The sequence below is a fragment of the Nonomuraea sp. NPDC026600 genome (assembly GCF_040638335.1).
In the GTDB taxonomy this organism is placed as follows: Bacteria; Actinomycetota; Actinomycetes; order Streptosporangiales; family Streptosporangiaceae; genus Nonomuraea.
Map to the genome: position 1 here is coordinate 396990 of NZ_JBEZYD010000006.1, position 14770 is coordinate 411759.

Sequence of the window (14770 nt, forward strand, 5' to 3'; positions counted from 1 at the left end):
GTCAGGCGTCTTCGCGCGGCTGGACGACGACGCGCTCGGCCGCCGACAGGCGGGCCGCCTCGAGGACGGCGAGCGCGTCGATCACGCTTTCGGGGCTCACCGGCGGCGGCGTGCCCGCGCGCAGGCAGGACTCGACGCCGCGGTAGAAGTCGAGGTACGCCCCGTGCTCGGTGGGGATCGCGGCTTTGGCGTCCTCCGTCCCGAGAAGACCCCACATCTCCTCGTTCTCCGCGCCGAACCCCGGGGAGTCGGGCGAGATCCCGGCGCGCAGGCGTTCCTCCTGCACGTCCATCCCGTGCTTGACGTACGCCGCCCGCGTGCCGAGCACCCGGAACCTCGGCCCGAGCTGTGCGGCCATCGCGCCGGCCCACAGGTGTGACCGGGCGCCACCGACATGGGACAGCGCGATGAACGTGTCGTCATCGGCGGCCACCCCCTCGCGCCGGACGTCGCTCTCCGCGTAGACGTCACGCACCGGGCCGAGGAGCCGCAGCGCCTGGTCGACCAGGTGGCTGCCCAGATCGTAGAGCAGGCCGCCGACCTCCTCGGCGCCACCGCTCTCCCGCCAGCCGCCCTTGGGCACCGGCCGCCAGCGCTCGAACCGGGACTCCAGGCGCAGCACGTCGCCGAGGCGGCCTTCTCCGGTGAGCCGGCTCAGGGTGCGGAAGTCGCCGTCCCAGCGCCGGTTCTGGAACACGGTCAGCATCAGTTTCCGCTCGGCGGCCAGCCGTACGAGCTGGCGGGCCTCCTTGGCGGTACGGGCCAGGGGCTTGTCGACCACGACCGGCTTGCCGCGGGTGAGCGCTTCGGTGGCCACCGTCATGTGGGTCTTGTTCGGTGAGGCGACGACCACGAGGTCGCAGCGGTCCCACAGCTCGTCCAGGACGGGCACGGCGACCGCCCCGTAGCGGGTGGCCACCTGGTCGGCCCGCACGGGGTTGCCGGTGACGACGGCGGACAGCCGCAGGCCGGGTGTGGCGTGGATCAGGGGCGCGTGGAAGAACGCGCCCGCGGTGCCATACCCGACCAGGCCGACCTCGATCTCGCTCATCGGCCCAGCGTAACGCGAGGGCTACTCGTCGTCGCGTTCGGCCAGGAAGCGTTCGAACTGGGCGGCGAGTTCGTCGCCGGTGGGCATCGCGGTGGTCTCGGCGATGAGATTCTCGCGGTCGGCGCCGCCCGCGAACGCGTCGTACTGCTGCTCCAGGCCGGTGATGGCCGTGGACAGCTCGCTCGACGCCTGGATCTGCTCCTCGATCTCGGTCGTGGTGCGCTGGGCCGCCTCGCGCAGCGCGTCCAGCGGGAAGAGCAGGCCGGTGCCCCGCGTGACCGCCTCCAGGGCGGTGACCGCGGCGTGCGGGTATTCGGCCTGCGACAGGTAATGCGGCACGTGCACCGCGTAGCCCAGCGCGTCGTGCCCCTTGGCGCCCAGGCGGAACTCGATCAGGGCGGCGATGCTGCCCGGCACCTGGACCCGGCCGAACGAGCTGGTCTGGGCATTGATGAGCTCGGGACGGCTGGCGTGCATGGTGATGCCGAGCGGGCGGGTGTGCGGGACCGCCATCGGGATGCCGTGCAGCGTGACCAGTTTGCTGATCTTCAACTGGTCGGCGAGGGCGCCGACCGCCCGGGCGAACAGCTCCCACTCACGGTCCGGCTCGGGGCCGCTCATCACCAGGAACGGGGTTCCGGTGGCGTCCTTCGTGGCGTACACGGCCAGCTCGGGGCTCTCACACTCGACCCATCGGTCGGTGTCGAAGGTCATGATGGGCCGCCGCGAGCGATAGTCGAGGAGGCGATCCACGTCGAACGTCGCCACTGTCCGGTGCTCCAGCTCCGCCAGCAGGTGGCCCAGCGCGAGGCGTCCGGCACCACCCGCGTCGACGAAGCCGTCGAAGTGGTACAAGAGCACGGGATCGGCCAGCTCAGGCGCATCGTCTGCGAGCTTGTAGAGATCCGTCGGGTCGAACACGGTTGGACAGCCTTTCCCTAGGTACTCTCTCCAGAACCTACGACGAGCCGCAACGATTCCGTGCAGGGCACCCTATCGAGGCAGAAGGGGGGCGTGGACCGGGACCCGGAGCTCGAGGAGCTCGCCACCAGGATGTTCGACCTGGCCAGGACGGGCGACACGGAGACGCTGCGCGCCTATGTGGACGCGGGTGTTCCGGCAAATCTCACCAATAGCAAAGGTGACACTTTGCTGATGCTTGCGGCTTATCACGGTCACGCCGCCACCGTCCAGATGCTCGCGGAGCAGGGTGCTGATCCTGGGAGAGCGAACGACCGTGGCCAGACACCTCTGGCGGGTGCCGTGTTCAAGAAGGAGTCTGCCGTGGTCAGAGCGTTGCTCGACGCGGGTGCGGATCCGGCGGCCGGAAACCCTTCCGCGGTGGACACGGCTCGAATGTTCGCGAACGACCAGTTCCTTGAATGGTTCCGGCAAATAGCGTCATAGTATGAAATATGGCGAAATGTCCGGGAAGTTATCGAGTGTGGCCTTTCGAACAGTCCATCGCCATGCTGTAAGTGTGGTTACATCTGCGCACTCCTTCAGTAGGCGGCCGCTTCGCATCCCTCCCTTGCCATGCCCGTTCCCGAACGAGATCAACGTGCACGCCACGGAGATCGACTCGGAGAGCCACGCATGGCTGGCCGCCTCGCACATGCTCGCCGGAGCCGACACGATCGAGCACTTCCGGCGCTCAAAGATCGGCCTCCTCGCCGCACGTACCAACCCCACCGTGCCGCGGGACAGTCTCAGGCTGATCAACGATTGGTACAACTGGCTCTTCGCGTTCGACGACGCGTTCTGCGAGGGCGAGCTGATGGGACACCGGGCCGCCGCGTTGGCCCGCGCCCTTCCGCCGCTCCTTGAGATCCTCGACGGCCGCAAGGAAGCGGATGCCACCGATCCCTTCGGGCTCGCCCTGAGCGAGCTGCTGCACCGCATTTCGAACACAGCCACGCCTGCTCAAGTGGACCGGTGGCGCATCACGGTAAAGGAGTATCTCTTCGCCCAGATCTGGGAGGCGGCCAACCGCGAGGTCGACCTGATCCCCACGCCCGAGGACTACGTGCTCATGCGCCGCATCACCGGGGCCACCTACACCTGCCTCGCGCTCATCGACGTGGGTGGCGGCTACCGGCTGGAAGCGGAGGAATGGCATCATCCGGACGTGCGCGTGCTCTCCGATCTGGCCTGCGATCTCATCGGCTGGGACAACGACCTGCTCTCGTACGCCAAAGAACGCGGCAACGACAAGGCCCGGCACAACCTCGTCACGGTGCTGGCCACGCACAAGACGTTCACGCTGCAAGAGGCGCTGCAAGAAGTGGCGAAGATGCACAACGACGCCATCGCGGCCTTCCTCGACAGGCGCGTGGCGCTCGACCACTGGGCCTCGCTCCCGGTGCGTAACTACGTGCGCGGCCTCGAACACTGGGTGCGCGGGCACATCGAGTTCTCGCTCGGCAGCGCCCGATACGTCCACGCCTGGCCGACCGACACTCGCTGGCCGCAGGCCGTCTAGCCGAGATCTCCTGGGGCGTCCAGCTCGCCGAGCGCGAGCGCGGACGCCTCATCGAGGTCGAGCCGCGTGCCCTCGTTGAAGGCGTTTCGGTAGACGTCCTCGCCCATCGCCTTCTGGCACTCCTTGACGCACTGCTCGTGGTCGCTGGTCATGAACGGCGCGCCGAGCATCGGCAGGCCGGCCGTCTTCCAGTTCTGGTGGAGCGCGCCGAGCAGCCGCGCCGCGAGCGGCGCCTGATCCATGGCGGCGAAGATCCGGGCCGTGGTCTCCAGCACCAGCAGCGTGCCGAGCGTGTCGTGGAAGTGGCGCTTGATCCGCAGCCCCTCGCGCGCGCTCTGCAACGCGTCCTCGGCCCGGCCCGTCGCCAGTCTGGGCAGGCACAGCGCCCACTGCGCGTAGGAGCTCAGCCACAGCTCGCCGCGTTCCCTGCACACCTGCAAGCAGTCCTGCAGCAGGGACTCGGCCTCGTAGAGCTCACCTTGCGCCGACAGCACCAGCGACAGCTCGACGATGGCCGGCAGCAGGCCCGGGTTGAGCTCCTTGTTGTCGGTGTTGAACTCGATCGCCACACCCAGCAGCGCGCTGGCCTTCTGCAGGTCGCCCTGCAGCAGAGCCGCCGTCCCCTGCATCTTGGAGGCCAGGATGACCGCCTTGGAGTCGCCGACCCTGACCGCCTCGGTGCTGCACTGCTCGGCCGCTCCCAAGGCGCCGGCGCTGTCGCCCTGGGCGCTGCGGACGTAGGAGAGGACCCAGAGAGCCTTGCACCGCTCCTTGCTCACTCCCGGATTGGCCTGCAGGGCACGTTCCAGATAGAGCCGGCCTTCGCGGACGAACCCGCAGCAGATCCACATGAACCACAGCGACGACAGCAGGGTCAGCGCCAGCACGGACTCGCCGGGCGTGCGCAGCGCGTGTTCGAGCGCCACCCGCACGTTGTCGTGCTCCTGGCGCATGCGGATGAACCAGTAGATCTGTCTCGGCCCCGACCAGGCGTCCTCGCTGCGCTGCGCCAGGCTCAGGTAGTACTCCAGATGCTTGCGCCGCATCTGATCGGTCTGCCCGAGCTTGTCGAGCCACTCCTCGCCGTACTCCGCCAGCGTGTCGATGAGCTTGTAGCGGACTCCGGCGTGGTTGCTCCTGATCAGCAGGATCGACTTCTCCACCAGCCCGGTGACCAGGTCGGTGATGTCCTCGGACCGTAGCCGCTCGTCGGAGCACACGAATCTGGCCGCGTCGAGCTCGAAGTCGCCGGCGAACACCGACAGCCTCGCCCAGAGCAGCCGCTCTGCCGGCTCACACAACTCGTGACTCCATCCGATCGCCGCACGAAGGGTCTGATGACGCGGCAGCGCCGTACGGCTGGCGCCGGCGAGCAGGCTGAACCGGTCGGTCAGCAACCCGAGGATCTGGTCGACGGACAGCGCCCGCAGGCGCACGGCGGCCAGCTCGATCGCCAGCGGAATGCCGTCGAGACGGCGGCACAGCTCGGCCACCGCGCCGATGTTCTGCTCGTCGAGCACGAAGTCGGGCATCACCGCCCCGGCCCGCAGGCCGAACAGCTGCACGGACTCGTTGGTGAACAGGCTCTCGGTCGGATCGTCGCCCGGCACCTGCAGCGGCGGAACGGGAATCACGTGCTCGTACGGCAGGTGCAGCGACTGGCGGCTGGTGGCCAGCACCTTCAGATTGGGGGCGCGCTCCAGCAACTCCTCGACCAGCTCGGCGCAGCCCTGCACGAGGTGCTCGCAGGTGTCGATGATGAGCAGCATGTCGCGGTCGCCGACCCACTCCGACAGCGACTCGGACTCGGTCCGCGACGACTGGTCGGCGATGCCCAGCGCCGACGCGATGGTGTGCTTGACCATCCCCGCGTCCTGCAACCGGGCCAGATCGGCGAACCAGACGCCATCCTCGTACTGGGAGCGGATCTGGTGCGCCAGCCGGAGCACCGTGCGGGACTTGCCCACACCGCCGATGCCGGTGACCGTCACCAGCCGGGACTCGGCGAGATGTCGCTTGAGATTGGCGAGCAGGCGAGTCCGACCCACGAAGCTGGTCAGCTCCGACGGCAGATTGCCTTCTCGCCGCCAGCCGGTCGGGGTGGCCATGGGCGACCTCACGGGGGATAGACGACACCTGCCTTTCGCATCGTACTCTCGCGGCCCTTGGCGGACCGGAGTTCTCCGCGCAGGCCGGGGATGGGTTTGTCCCTCTGAGTAGCATGTATGCCGTGAGTGAATTCCTCCCGGAACAGACGGGCGACGACACGGACCTCAGCTGGGGCGATTGGCGCGACTCCCAGGACGCCGACCCGGACTCCTTCTACTTGGACGACAAGCCACCCCATTGGGGGTGATCGTCCGCGCTCTTCCAGGCGCTTCTTGGCGCTTCTAGGCGCGGAGGCCGTCGAGCAGCAGGCTGAGCAACTGGTCGGCCTGCTCGCACTTCCCGGGTTCGTCCTCGGTGGCCAGCGCGATGGCGTTCACGAACTTCAGCAACTGCCGCACGGTCACATCCGCCCGGATGTCACCGGCGCTCTGCGCCCGCTCCAGCAGCGCCGTGGCCGTGGCGAACACGGCGCCCCGGCACCACGACACATCGGTCTCCGTGACTCCCATCGCCGTCATGAGCGACGCGGCCACCCCGCGGTCGGTGCTCCCTTGGGCGACGACCGCCCTGAGCCACACCACCAGTCCCTCACCCGGCGACGGGGCGGTCAGCAACTCCTCTCCCAGGTGGCACAACGCCGCGATGTGGTCGCGATAGACCGCTTCGAGCAGCGCTTGACGGGTCGGGAAGTGCCGGTAGAGCGTCGCGTTGCCGACGCCGGCGCGCTGGGCGATGTCGTCGAGCGGCGCGTTCGCTCCCAGCTCGGTGAAGGCCGCCCTGGCCGTCGCGATGAGCCGCTCGTAGTTGCGTAGCGCGTCCGCCCGCAGCGGCCGGGTGGTCGGTCGCGTCACTTCACTCCTGTTGTTGCGAAAGTGGGGACTGTCCCCGTATCGTACCTCAAAGCTAACCGGGGACATTCCCCGCTTAGCCGTGCGGAGGTCGAAGATGTCGGGAGAGTCCGGCGGGGTCGTGGGCAGGTACGGCAAGCACTTCATGATGGAGCGGCGAGACGGTGTGCTCCTCCTGCGGATGCACACGGGCGGCGGCCCGGCCGTCATGTCGCTGGCCCTGCACAACGCGTGGGGCCAGGCGTTCCAGGAGGTGGGGAACGATCCGGACACCGAGCTGTTGATCATCACCGGCACCGGCGACTCCTGGATGGCCGGGCTGGAGCCGGGGCTGCGCGAGCGGCGGCCGTACCGCGAATGGACGTCCGAGGCCCGCTACGCGACCTACTACGACGGCCTCAAGCTGCTGGAGAACCTGGTCTTCTCGGTGGACGTGCCGACCATCGGCGCCATCAACGGGTCCGGGTTCCACCATGAGCTCGCGTTGGTCTGCGACCTCACCCTTTGCACGCCCGGCACGGTCTTCGACGACACGCACTTCCCCGCGGGCGCGGTGCCCGGCGACGGCCAGCATCTGGTCTTCCAGGAACTCATGGGCCTGAAACGCGCCGCGTTCTCGCTCTACACCGGCGCGGGCATCGACGCCCGGCAGGCGGCAGAGCTGGGCCTGGTCAACGAGGTCGTAGACGCCGACCTTCTGCTCCCACGCGCCTGGGAGCTCGCCGAGACGATCATGGCCGCGCCCCGCACGACGCGCCGCCTCACCCACGCCGTACTCCAGCGGCCCTGGAGGCGGCGCCTGGTCGACGACCTGGCCTTCGGCCGTACACACCAGCTGTTCGACGCGTGATCCAACCATTCGGAGGAGAAAGCATGAACGAGAACATCATCCTGGTCACGGGCGCCACCGGCACCCAGGGCGGCGCGGCGGCGCGCGAGTTGCTGGCCGCCGGGTGGCGAGTCCGGGCCCTCGTGCGCGACCCGGCCACCGCCGGCGCCCGCGCTCTGGCAGAGGCCGGGGCCGAGCCGGTCCGTGGCGACATGGGCGACCGCGCCTCCCTCGACGCGGCCGCCCACGGCGTGTACGGCGTCTTCAGCGTCCAGCCGACCCTGGGCTATCCCGGCACTCCGCCGGACTTCACCATCGGCGACGAGATCCGGATGGGCAGGAACGTCGCCGACGCGGCCGCCGCGGCCGGGGTCCGGCACTTCGTCTACACGTCGGTCGGCAGCGCCGATCGCGACCACGGCATCCGCCGCTGGGAGAGCAAACTCGAACTGGAACGCCACGCCAGGGGGCTCGGCCTGCCGACCACCTTCCTGCGGCCGGTCCGCTTCATGGAGAACCAGGTCGACCCGCGGCTCGGCATCCGGAACGGAGTCCTGACCGATGTCATCCACCCGGATGTCCCGGTCCAGCTCATCGCCGCCACCGACATCGGCGCCTTCGCCGCACTGGCGTTCACCCATCCGGACGAGTACATGGGTGCGGCGCTCGAACTGGCCGGGGACCAGCTCACGATGACCGAGATCGTCGCCGCCATGGAGCAGGCCATCGGGCAGCCCATCGCCTACCAGGCGATCCCCCGCGAGGCGCTCCTGGACAAGGACCCGGACGCGCTCGCGGGCTACGAGTTCGCCAACCACGGGGGCGGCTGGCACGCCGACATCCCCGCCCTGCGCAAGGCACACCCAGGTTTGATGGACTTCGCCACCTGGCTGACCCGAGAGGGCACTGCCAAGTTCACCGCAGGGCAGCTACCCGCCACCGCAGGCTGACGACTCCAATGGCGGTGGCGATACTGTGCCCCTGCGGGGGTGGCGGGACTTCTGGCTGACCGTGTCCAAGCCGATCGCGTCCTTGCCGGGGTGGCGAGACGCCCACTGACCAGGCCCTTGCCGGGGCGGCGGAACTCCTAGCTGACCACGTCCTTGCGGCGGAAGCGGCGGAAGGCCACGGCGATCAGGATGGCCGCGTAGGTCACCGACACCGAGGCGCCCTTGGCCATGCCGCTCCAGTCGAGCTCCGGCGCGAGGGCATCGAGCCAGGCCGTGTTCCAGAAGGTCGGCAGGAACTCCCGCAGCGACCCCAGCGCCTCGACCGCCTGCAGGATGGTGCTGACGATCCACAGGCCCATGGCCCCGCCGACCGCGCCGAGCGGCGAGTCGGTCATCGTCGAGATGAGGAACGCCAGCGCCGCCACCACGAGCTGGCTGACCAGGGAGTAGCCGATCACGATGCCGAAGCGCGGGAGCACGTCGAGCGCCGCGATCGTCTCACCCGTGCCGGGCACCTGGATGTCGTTCCAGCCGAACGCCAGCGTGCCGGCGAGCAGCGCCATCACCGGCAGACAGATCACCGCCGCCGCCGAGTAGCCGAGCGCCACGATGATCTTCTGCCGCAGCAGCCGGTCACGCGGCACCGGCGCCGCCAGCAGGTAACGCAGCGACGACCAGCTCGCCTCGCTGGCCACGGTGTCACCGCAGAACAGGGCGACGGCCACGACCAGCAGGAAGCTGGCCGACACCGACAGGGCGAACGCCGCGAAGTTGAGGCCGCTGGCCGTCGCCAGGTCGGAGATGCGCAGCGCCGACTGCTGCTGCCCGTTGGACTGCGGACCGAACTGGAAGGCGATCACCAGGATCCACGGCAGCGCGAGCAGCAGCCCGAACATGACGAGCGTGCGCCGCCGCTTGAACTGCCTGACGATCTCGACCCTCAGCGGCAGCGTGCGCCGGGGCGCGTAGCCCGTCGCGGCGGTCATGAACCCTCCTCGACAACGGTCACGGCTTCTCTTCGATGACGGATCACGATGCTCTCTCCGACAAGGGGGCGGGCCGCGACGCTCTCTGCGGTCAGGGGGGCGGTCACGACTGCTGCCCGATGAGGTCGAGGAACACGTCTTCGAGCCGGGGTCCGTGGCCGTTGGTGGAGACGGCGGCGCTGAGCAGCACCGACACCGGGCCCGCCGAGACCAGGCGGCCCCTGTGCATGACCACGGCGTGGCTGCACGTCTGCTCGACCTCGGCCAGCAGGTGGCTGGAGACGACCACCGTACGGCCGTCGCGGGCGTAGCGCTTGAGCACCTCGCGCATCTCCCTGATCTGGGGCGGGTCGAGGCCGTTGGTGGGCTCGTCGAGCACGAGCAGGTCGGGGAGCCCGAGCATGGCCTGGGCGATCGCCAGTCGCTGCCGCATGCCCTGCGAGTAGGTGCGTACGGCCCGATCCAGCGCCTTGCCCAGATCCGCGATCTCCAGCGCGTCGTCGAACCGGGCGTCGGCAGTGGGGCGGCCGGTGGCGGCCCAGTAGAGCTCGATGTTGTCGCGGCCGGACAGGTGCGGCAGGAACCCGGGTCCTTCGACGAACGACCCGAGTCTGGACAGCACGGGCGCGCCGGGCGTCACCCGGTCGCCGAAGATGCGGACCTCACCGGCGTCGGGCTGGATGAGCCCCATCATCATGCGCATCGTGGTCGTCTTGCCCGCGCCGTTGGGACCCAGCAGGCCCAGCACCTGACCACGCTCGACCCGGAACGACAGGTCGTCCACGGCCAGCTCGCCGTTGCGGTAGGCCTTGGTGAGCCCGCTGATCTCCAACGGCACCGCCTCGCCTGCGGTGACCGGGTCGCCGCCCGCCACGAGGGCGCCGTCCTTCTGGATGGTGGTGGTCTGGCCGTTGTCCGACACGAGGGTGCTGACGTGGCTGTCGTCCAGCTGGACGGGGGTGGACCCGTTGCCGTCCTGGACGGTGGCGGCCTTCCGGGTGAAGGGGGTGCGGCGGCGGGACGGTGTGCGGCCGGTGGCCAGGATGATGGCGGCCAGGGCGATGGCGGCGAGCGGCATCGCCCACACCCACCACGCCACTCCGGTCGTGGGTGCGGCCAGGGCCGCCACCGTCGGTACGGCGAGGGCGGGCGCGGCCAGGCCGATCCGGTAGGAGGCGGGTTCGGTGGGTGTCGCGTAGCCCATGTCGGTCGTGGTCACCGCCAGCCGCAGCCGGTGCCCCACCGCGAAGCGGAAGTCGACGGCGGGCAGCGTGACCGTGGTCTCCACGCTCTCGACGCCGTCCGGAATCGTCACGCGCAGCGGCGAGACCAGCCCGGCGGGCAGGTTGGGCGGCTGGGCGTTGTCGGCCACGTCGTAGAGCTTGGCGAACAGCGTCACCTGACCCTTGCCGTAGACCTTCAGCTTGACCGAGGGGCTGCCGGTGAGCTGGAGCGGCGCGGTGAGCGGCGCCGACTCGAAGGTGGCCACCTGGCCGGGCATGTCGAGCCCGACGCTGAGGTTGGTGGTGCCGCCCCCGCCGAGCAGGCCGCCGACGCCGGGCACGGTGGAGATGGAGGCGGGGGAGCCGCCGGGCGGGTTGGCGATGTTCTGTTCGGGGCCGGTGAGCGGGATCGCGGTGGTGGCGGTGCCGCCGAGGCCGGGGTAGGAGCCGGACTCGGGGTGGAGCCTGATGCGCTGGCGGGTGCCCGGGTCGCGGCCGCCGTCACGGGTGACGGTGAACTTCTGCGGGACCGGTGAGCCGTCACCCTTGAGGTAGTGGCCGAACCAGCCGGCCGTCTGGTCGTAGAGCCAGTCGGCCTCGCCGTTGCCGCCGTCGTGGCCGCCGTCGAACCAGGCCAGGCTCACCGGCGTGCCCGCCGAGGCGATCGCCTTGGCGTTGGCGTCGGCCTGGCCGAGCGGGAACAGCGAGTCGCGCTGCCCCTGGATGAGCAGCGTCGGTGCCTTGATACGGTTCGCCACCGCGACCGGGCTGGACTTGCGCAGCAGCTCGATCGCCTCGGGCGTGGCCCGGCCGGTCTTGGCGACCTGCTGGTACATCTCGCAGACCGCGGGCAGGAACCTACCGCACCTGGCCTGCTCGGCCGTCATCGGCACGGCCTGCTGGGTGAGCGCGCCGAGCCCCTGAGCGGCGCCGCCGCCCTGGACCGGGGCGCCGCGGCCGAAGAAGTAGCCCGCCCACATGCGCTTGAACACGCCGTTGGCCGGGCCCTGGCCGCCGCCGTCGGGGAACAGCGCGTCGGCCAGGTCGGCCCAGGTGATCTGCGGCACGATCGCGTCCACGCGGGTGTCGTAGGCGGCCGTCATCAGCGAGATGGCCCCGCCGTAGGAGCCGCCCGCGATGCCCACGCGCGGGTCGCCGGCCGCGTCGAGCCGGACCTCGGGCCGCTTGGCCAGCCAGTCGATGAGCTGCTTGACGTCCTTGACCTCGTAGTCGGCGGAGTTGAGCGCGATCTCGCCGGTCGAGCGGCCGAAGCCGCGCGCCGACCAGGTGAGCACCGCGTAGCCGTCCTGCGCCAGCCGCACCGCCTGCTGGCGGACGCTCTGCTTGCTGCCGCCGAACCCGTGCGCGAGCAGCACGGCAGGCGCCTTCCCGCCACCGGCGGGCGGGAAGAACGTCGCGTCGAGCTCGACCCGCTGGTCATCGGCCGGCCCGTCCATGACGGAGATGCGCTGGTCGAGACCCCGCACTTCGGGCGCGGACGGCCACACCAGCCACGTCACCACCCCGGCGAGGGCGAGCACCGCGACCAGCGCGGCCACACGTTTCATGCTGGTGAGCCTACTTTCCGCACCTGAGAAACCCCTGAGACGGACGGGTCAGCCCAAGATCGCGTAAACGGTGGACGCTCGCGCGGCCGGCTCGGCGGCTCCGTCGGCCGTCAGCGTGACCTCCGAGAAGGCCAGCGTGCGGCCGAGCTTGGAGATGCGTACGTCGATGAGCAGATCCTGGCCCGCGACCGGTCGCTGGAACGTCGTCGACTGCTGCACCGTGGTCATCGGCACGAACCCGCCCCGCGCCGAGGAGATCGCGATGACCGTGGCGGTGTCGGCGGCGGCCATCATGGCCTGCCCGCACAGCCCGCCGCCCTCCCTGGCCAGCGCGTCGGACCAGGGCAGGCACACCACCGCGTGGCGCTCGCCCAGCTCCCGCACGCGCAGCCCGAGCTGCTGGATCCAGGGCGCGAAGTAGTCGCGCAGAATGGCCTCACCGTCTTCTGGAGTCACCGGCCCATCATGCACGCTGGGAACCATGAGCGAGGAGACGCGGCGAGAGCCTGTGGACAACTTTCCGCTGCGGACGCCGCCTGTGGACAACCCGCCGCGGACGCCCCCGACGCTGCCGGTGAGTGATGTCTTCCTGCCGTCCACGTACGCGCAGGCCGTACCGTACGAGCTGTACGACCGGCTGCGGCGGGAAGCCCCCGTCTGCCGGATCCCGGAACCGGCGGTGGGTCCCTGGCGCGAGGGGCCCGGCTACTGGGGCGTGTTCCGGCACGCCGACGTCAAGCACGTGCTGCGCGCGGCCGGCGACTTCTCCTCGCACCTGGGCGCCACGCAGATCCGCGACCCCGACACCCCCGCCGACCTGGCCTTCGTACAGGCGATGATGCTGAACACGGACCCGCCGGACCACTCCAGGCTGCGCAGGATCGTGGCGGCCGCGTTCACGCCGCGCGCCGTGCGGGCGCTGGAGCGGACGATCGCCGAGCGGGCCGCGTCGCTGTTCGCCGGGGGCGAGTGCGACTTCGTGGAGGTCGCCGCCGACCTGCCCGTCTGGACGCTCGCGCACGTCATGGGGGTGCCGGACGAGGACCGGCGGCTGCTGTACGACTGGGCGTCCCGGGTGATCGGCTACCAGGACGCCGACTACGCGGGCCTGTCCACGGCCGACGCCGCGTCGCTCAGCCCGATCGGCCGCCTCGCCACCGCCTCCCGTCCGCGGCTCGGGCCGGGCATGAACCCCCGCTCCAGGGCGGCGTTGGCGGACATGTTCGCGTACGCGCACGCCCTGGCGGAGGCCACGCACGGCGAGTCGGTCATGTCGGCGATGATGGACGGCGGCCTGACCGAGGCGGAGTTCGAGAACATGTTCTTCCTGTTCGCCGTCGCCGGGAACGAGACGCTGCGCAACGGCATCCCCGGCGGCCTGCTCACCCTCCTCGAACACCCCGCCGAGCTGGCCCGCCTGCGCGCCGACCCGTCCCTGCTCGGTTCGGCGGTGGAGGAGATGCTGCGGTTCTGGCCGCCCGTCATGGACTTCCGCCGTACGGCCACCCGCGACCTCACGCTCGGCGGCCGGAGCGTCCGGGCGGGCGAGAAGGTGGTCGTCTACCACGCCTCCGCCAACCGCGACCCGTCCGTCTTCCCCGACCCCGACCGGTTCGACGTCGCCCGCACCCCGAACGACCACGTCAGCTTCGGCTTCGGCCCGCACTTCTGCCTCGGCGCCCACCTGGCGCGCGTCCAGTTCCGCGCGCTCTTCACCGAACTGCTCGCCTGGGACGTCGAGCTCGCGGGCGCGCCCGTCCGGCTCACCTCCAACTTCCAGAACGGGCTCAAACACCTTCCCGTACGGCTGACCCGCCACCGGGGAAAACCGGTTGACCTCGGCTCATAGGCTCGGCCGCATGGAGGAGATCGACTATCTTTCCGTCAACCGCGCCAACTGGGACGAACGCGTCCCCATCCACGTGGCCAGCGACTTCTACGACGTCGCCGCGTTCCGGGGCGGAGCCGGCACGATCAGGGAGTTCGAGCTGGCCGAGGTGGGCGACGTGACCGGCCGCGACCTCGTCCACCTGCAGTGCCACTTCGGCCTCGACACCCTGTCCTGGGCGCGGAAAGGGGCCCGGGTGACCGGGCTCGATTTCTCCGAGACCGCCATGACCAAGGCCAGAGAGCTGGCCGAAGACGCGGGGATCGAGGCCAGGTTCGTCGCGGCCGACGTGTACGACGCGGCAGAGGCGCTGGGGGAGACCTACGACATCGTCTACACCGGCATCGGCGCCCTGGTCTGGCTGCCCGACCTCACCCGGTGGGCGCGTACGGTGGCGTCGCTGCTGCGGCCGGGCGGGTTCCTGTACCTGGCGGAGTTCCACCCGTTCGCCGACATCCTGGACGACGAGACGGGGACGACGGTGACGCACGGCTACTTCGACCGCGGCCCCCACGTGTGGCAGTCCCCGCACACCTACACCGGCTCCGAGGTCCTGGAGAACGACACGTCGGTCCAGTTCCAGCACGGCATCGGCGAGTTGGTCAGCGCGGTGGCCGCCGCCGGGCTGCGGGTGGAGTTCCTGCGCGAGCACGACCACACGCTCTTCCGCCGCTTCGGCACGCTGCGGCCCGACGGCTCGCGGTTCCGACAGCCCGAGGGCAGTCCGGCAATCCCGCTCATGTACTCACTGCGAGCCTCAGCCGGCAGTGAACCGTCTCCAGTGACGGGCTGAACCGGAACCGCTCATACCAGGCAGATCACGAGTGACATGGGCG

At 70.1% G+C, this 14770-nt stretch carries 14 protein-coding genes; 7 read left to right on the top strand and 7 right to left on the bottom strand.

Going from position 1 to position 14770, the window contains the following annotated elements; translation table 11 throughout:
* Position 1: 1 nt before the first annotated feature.
* Positions 2–1051: a Gfo/Idh/MocA family oxidoreductase gene (locus tag AB0F17_RS17630; protein WP_358023496.1), complete on the bottom strand. Its 1050-nt coding sequence runs from the start codon at positions 1049–1051 to the stop codon at positions 2–4.
* A 21-nt stretch (positions 1052–1072) separates the two neighbouring features.
* Positions 1073–1972, bottom strand: coding sequence for a PAC2 family protein (locus AB0F17_RS17635; protein ID WP_358023499.1), 900 nt, complete (start codon positions 1970–1972; stop codon positions 1073–1075).
* Between the two features lie 132 nt (positions 1973–2104).
* On the opposite strand from AB0F17_RS17635, the gene AB0F17_RS17640 reads away from it, so the two are divergent.
* The gene (locus tag AB0F17_RS17640) at positions 2105–2458 is read left to right on the top strand and encodes an ankyrin repeat domain-containing protein (RefSeq protein WP_358023874.1); all 354 of its coding nucleotides are present in this window, start codon (positions 2105–2107) and stop codon (positions 2456–2458) included.
* 124 nt (positions 2459–2582) lie between these two features.
* Entirely contained in the window at positions 2583–3533 is a 951-nt protein-coding gene (locus AB0F17_RS17645) for a hypothetical protein (RefSeq protein WP_358023502.1), read from the top strand.
* On the opposite strand, the gene AB0F17_RS17650 is transcribed toward AB0F17_RS17645, so the two are convergent.
* A complete protein-coding gene (locus tag AB0F17_RS17650) occupies positions 3530–5641 on the bottom strand; it encodes an ATPase (RefSeq protein ID WP_358023505.1) in 2112 nt (703 codons plus the stop codon). The genes AB0F17_RS17645 and AB0F17_RS17650 overlap by 4 nt on opposite strands.
* Before the next feature lie 122 nt (positions 5642–5763).
* Here AB0F17_RS17650 and AB0F17_RS17655 point away from each other — a divergent pair, with 122 nt between their 5' ends.
* Positions 5764–5889 carry a hypothetical protein gene (locus AB0F17_RS17655; RefSeq protein ID WP_358023509.1) on the top strand — a complete coding sequence of 42 codons (126 nt, stop codon included), beginning with the start codon at positions 5764–5766 and terminating at the stop codon, positions 5887–5889.
* A 34-nt stretch (positions 5890–5923) separates the two neighbouring features.
* On the opposite strand, the gene AB0F17_RS17660 is transcribed toward AB0F17_RS17655, so the two are convergent.
* Positions 5924–6493 (bottom strand): TetR/AcrR family transcriptional regulator, encoded by a 570-nt coding sequence (locus AB0F17_RS17660; protein WP_358023512.1) that lies wholly within the window; start codon positions 6491–6493, stop codon positions 5924–5926.
* A gap of 94 nt (positions 6494–6587) precedes the next feature.
* Here AB0F17_RS17660 and AB0F17_RS17665 point away from each other — a divergent pair, with 94 nt between their 5' ends.
* A complete protein-coding gene (locus AB0F17_RS17665) occupies positions 6588–7340 on the top strand; it encodes an enoyl-CoA hydratase/isomerase family protein (protein WP_358023515.1) in 753 nt (250 codons plus the stop codon).
* Positions 7341–7363: 23 nt separating this feature from the next.
* The gene (locus AB0F17_RS17670) at positions 7364–8269 is read left to right on the top strand and encodes an NmrA/HSCARG family protein (protein WP_358023518.1); all 906 of its coding nucleotides are present in this window, start codon (positions 7364–7366) and stop codon (positions 8267–8269) included.
* Positions 8270–8406: 137 nt separating this feature from the next.
* On the opposite strand, the gene AB0F17_RS17675 is transcribed toward AB0F17_RS17670, so the two are convergent.
* The 3 genes from AB0F17_RS17675 to AB0F17_RS17685 all read right to left on the bottom strand — a co-directional run bounded on the left by AB0F17_RS17675 (position 8407) and on the right by AB0F17_RS17685 (position 12502).
* Positions 8407–9255: an ABC transporter permease subunit gene (locus AB0F17_RS17675; RefSeq protein ID WP_358023521.1), complete on the bottom strand. Its 849-nt coding sequence runs from the start codon at positions 9253–9255 to the stop codon at positions 8407–8409.
* 103 nt (positions 9256–9358) lie between these two features.
* Positions 9359–12046, bottom strand: coding sequence for a CocE/NonD family hydrolase (locus AB0F17_RS17680; RefSeq protein WP_358023524.1), 2688 nt, complete (start codon positions 12044–12046; stop codon positions 9359–9361).
* Between the two features lie 48 nt (positions 12047–12094).
* Positions 12095–12502: a PaaI family thioesterase gene (locus AB0F17_RS17685; protein ID WP_358023527.1), complete on the bottom strand. Its 408-nt coding sequence runs from the start codon at positions 12500–12502 to the stop codon at positions 12095–12097.
* Between the two features lie 25 nt (positions 12503–12527).
* Here AB0F17_RS17685 and AB0F17_RS17690 point away from each other — a divergent pair, with 25 nt between their 5' ends.
* Positions 12528–13895, top strand: coding sequence for a cytochrome P450 (locus AB0F17_RS17690; protein ID WP_358023530.1), 1368 nt, complete (start codon positions 12528–12530; stop codon positions 13893–13895).
* A 10-nt stretch (positions 13896–13905) separates the two neighbouring features.
* Complete coding sequence (locus AB0F17_RS17695) at positions 13906–14727, top strand: class I SAM-dependent methyltransferase (RefSeq protein ID WP_358023533.1); 822 nt, start codon at positions 13906–13908, stop codon at positions 14725–14727.
* The last annotated feature ends 43 nt before the right edge of the window (positions 14728–14770 follow it).

What these genes read in the sequence shown, in the direction of transcription:
- AB0F17_RS17640 (WP_358023874.1), top strand. Translation starts at nt 2,105, where the DNA reads ATGTTCGACCTGGCCAGGACGGGCGACACGGAGACGCTGCGCGCCTAT.
- AB0F17_RS17690 (WP_358023530.1), top strand. Translation starts at nt 12,528, where the DNA reads ATGAGCGAGGAGACGCGGCGAGAGCCTGTGGACAACTTTCCGCTGCGG.
- AB0F17_RS17675 (WP_358023521.1), bottom strand. Translation starts at nt 9,255, where the DNA reads ATGACCGCCGCGACGGGCTACGCGCCCCGGCGCACGCTGCCGCTGAGG.
- AB0F17_RS17650 (WP_358023505.1), bottom strand. Translation starts at nt 5,641, where the DNA reads ATGGCCACCCCGACCGGCTGGCGGCGAGAAGGCAATCTGCCGTCGGAG.
- AB0F17_RS17670 (WP_358023518.1), top strand. Translation starts at nt 7,364, where the DNA reads ATGAACGAGAACATCATCCTGGTCACGGGCGCCACCGGCACCCAGGGC.
- AB0F17_RS17695 (WP_358023533.1), top strand. Translation starts at nt 13,906, where the DNA reads ATGGAGGAGATCGACTATCTTTCCGTCAACCGCGCCAACTGGGACGAA.
- AB0F17_RS17630 (WP_358023496.1), bottom strand. Translation starts at nt 1,051, where the DNA reads ATGAGCGAGATCGAGGTCGGCCTGGTCGGGTATGGCACCGCGGGCGCG.
- AB0F17_RS17680 (WP_358023524.1), bottom strand. Translation starts at nt 12,046, where the DNA reads ATGAAACGTGTGGCCGCGCTGGTCGCGGTGCTCGCCCTCGCCGGGGTG.
- AB0F17_RS17665 (WP_358023515.1), top strand. Translation starts at nt 6,588, where the DNA reads ATGTCGGGAGAGTCCGGCGGGGTCGTGGGCAGGTACGGCAAGCACTTC.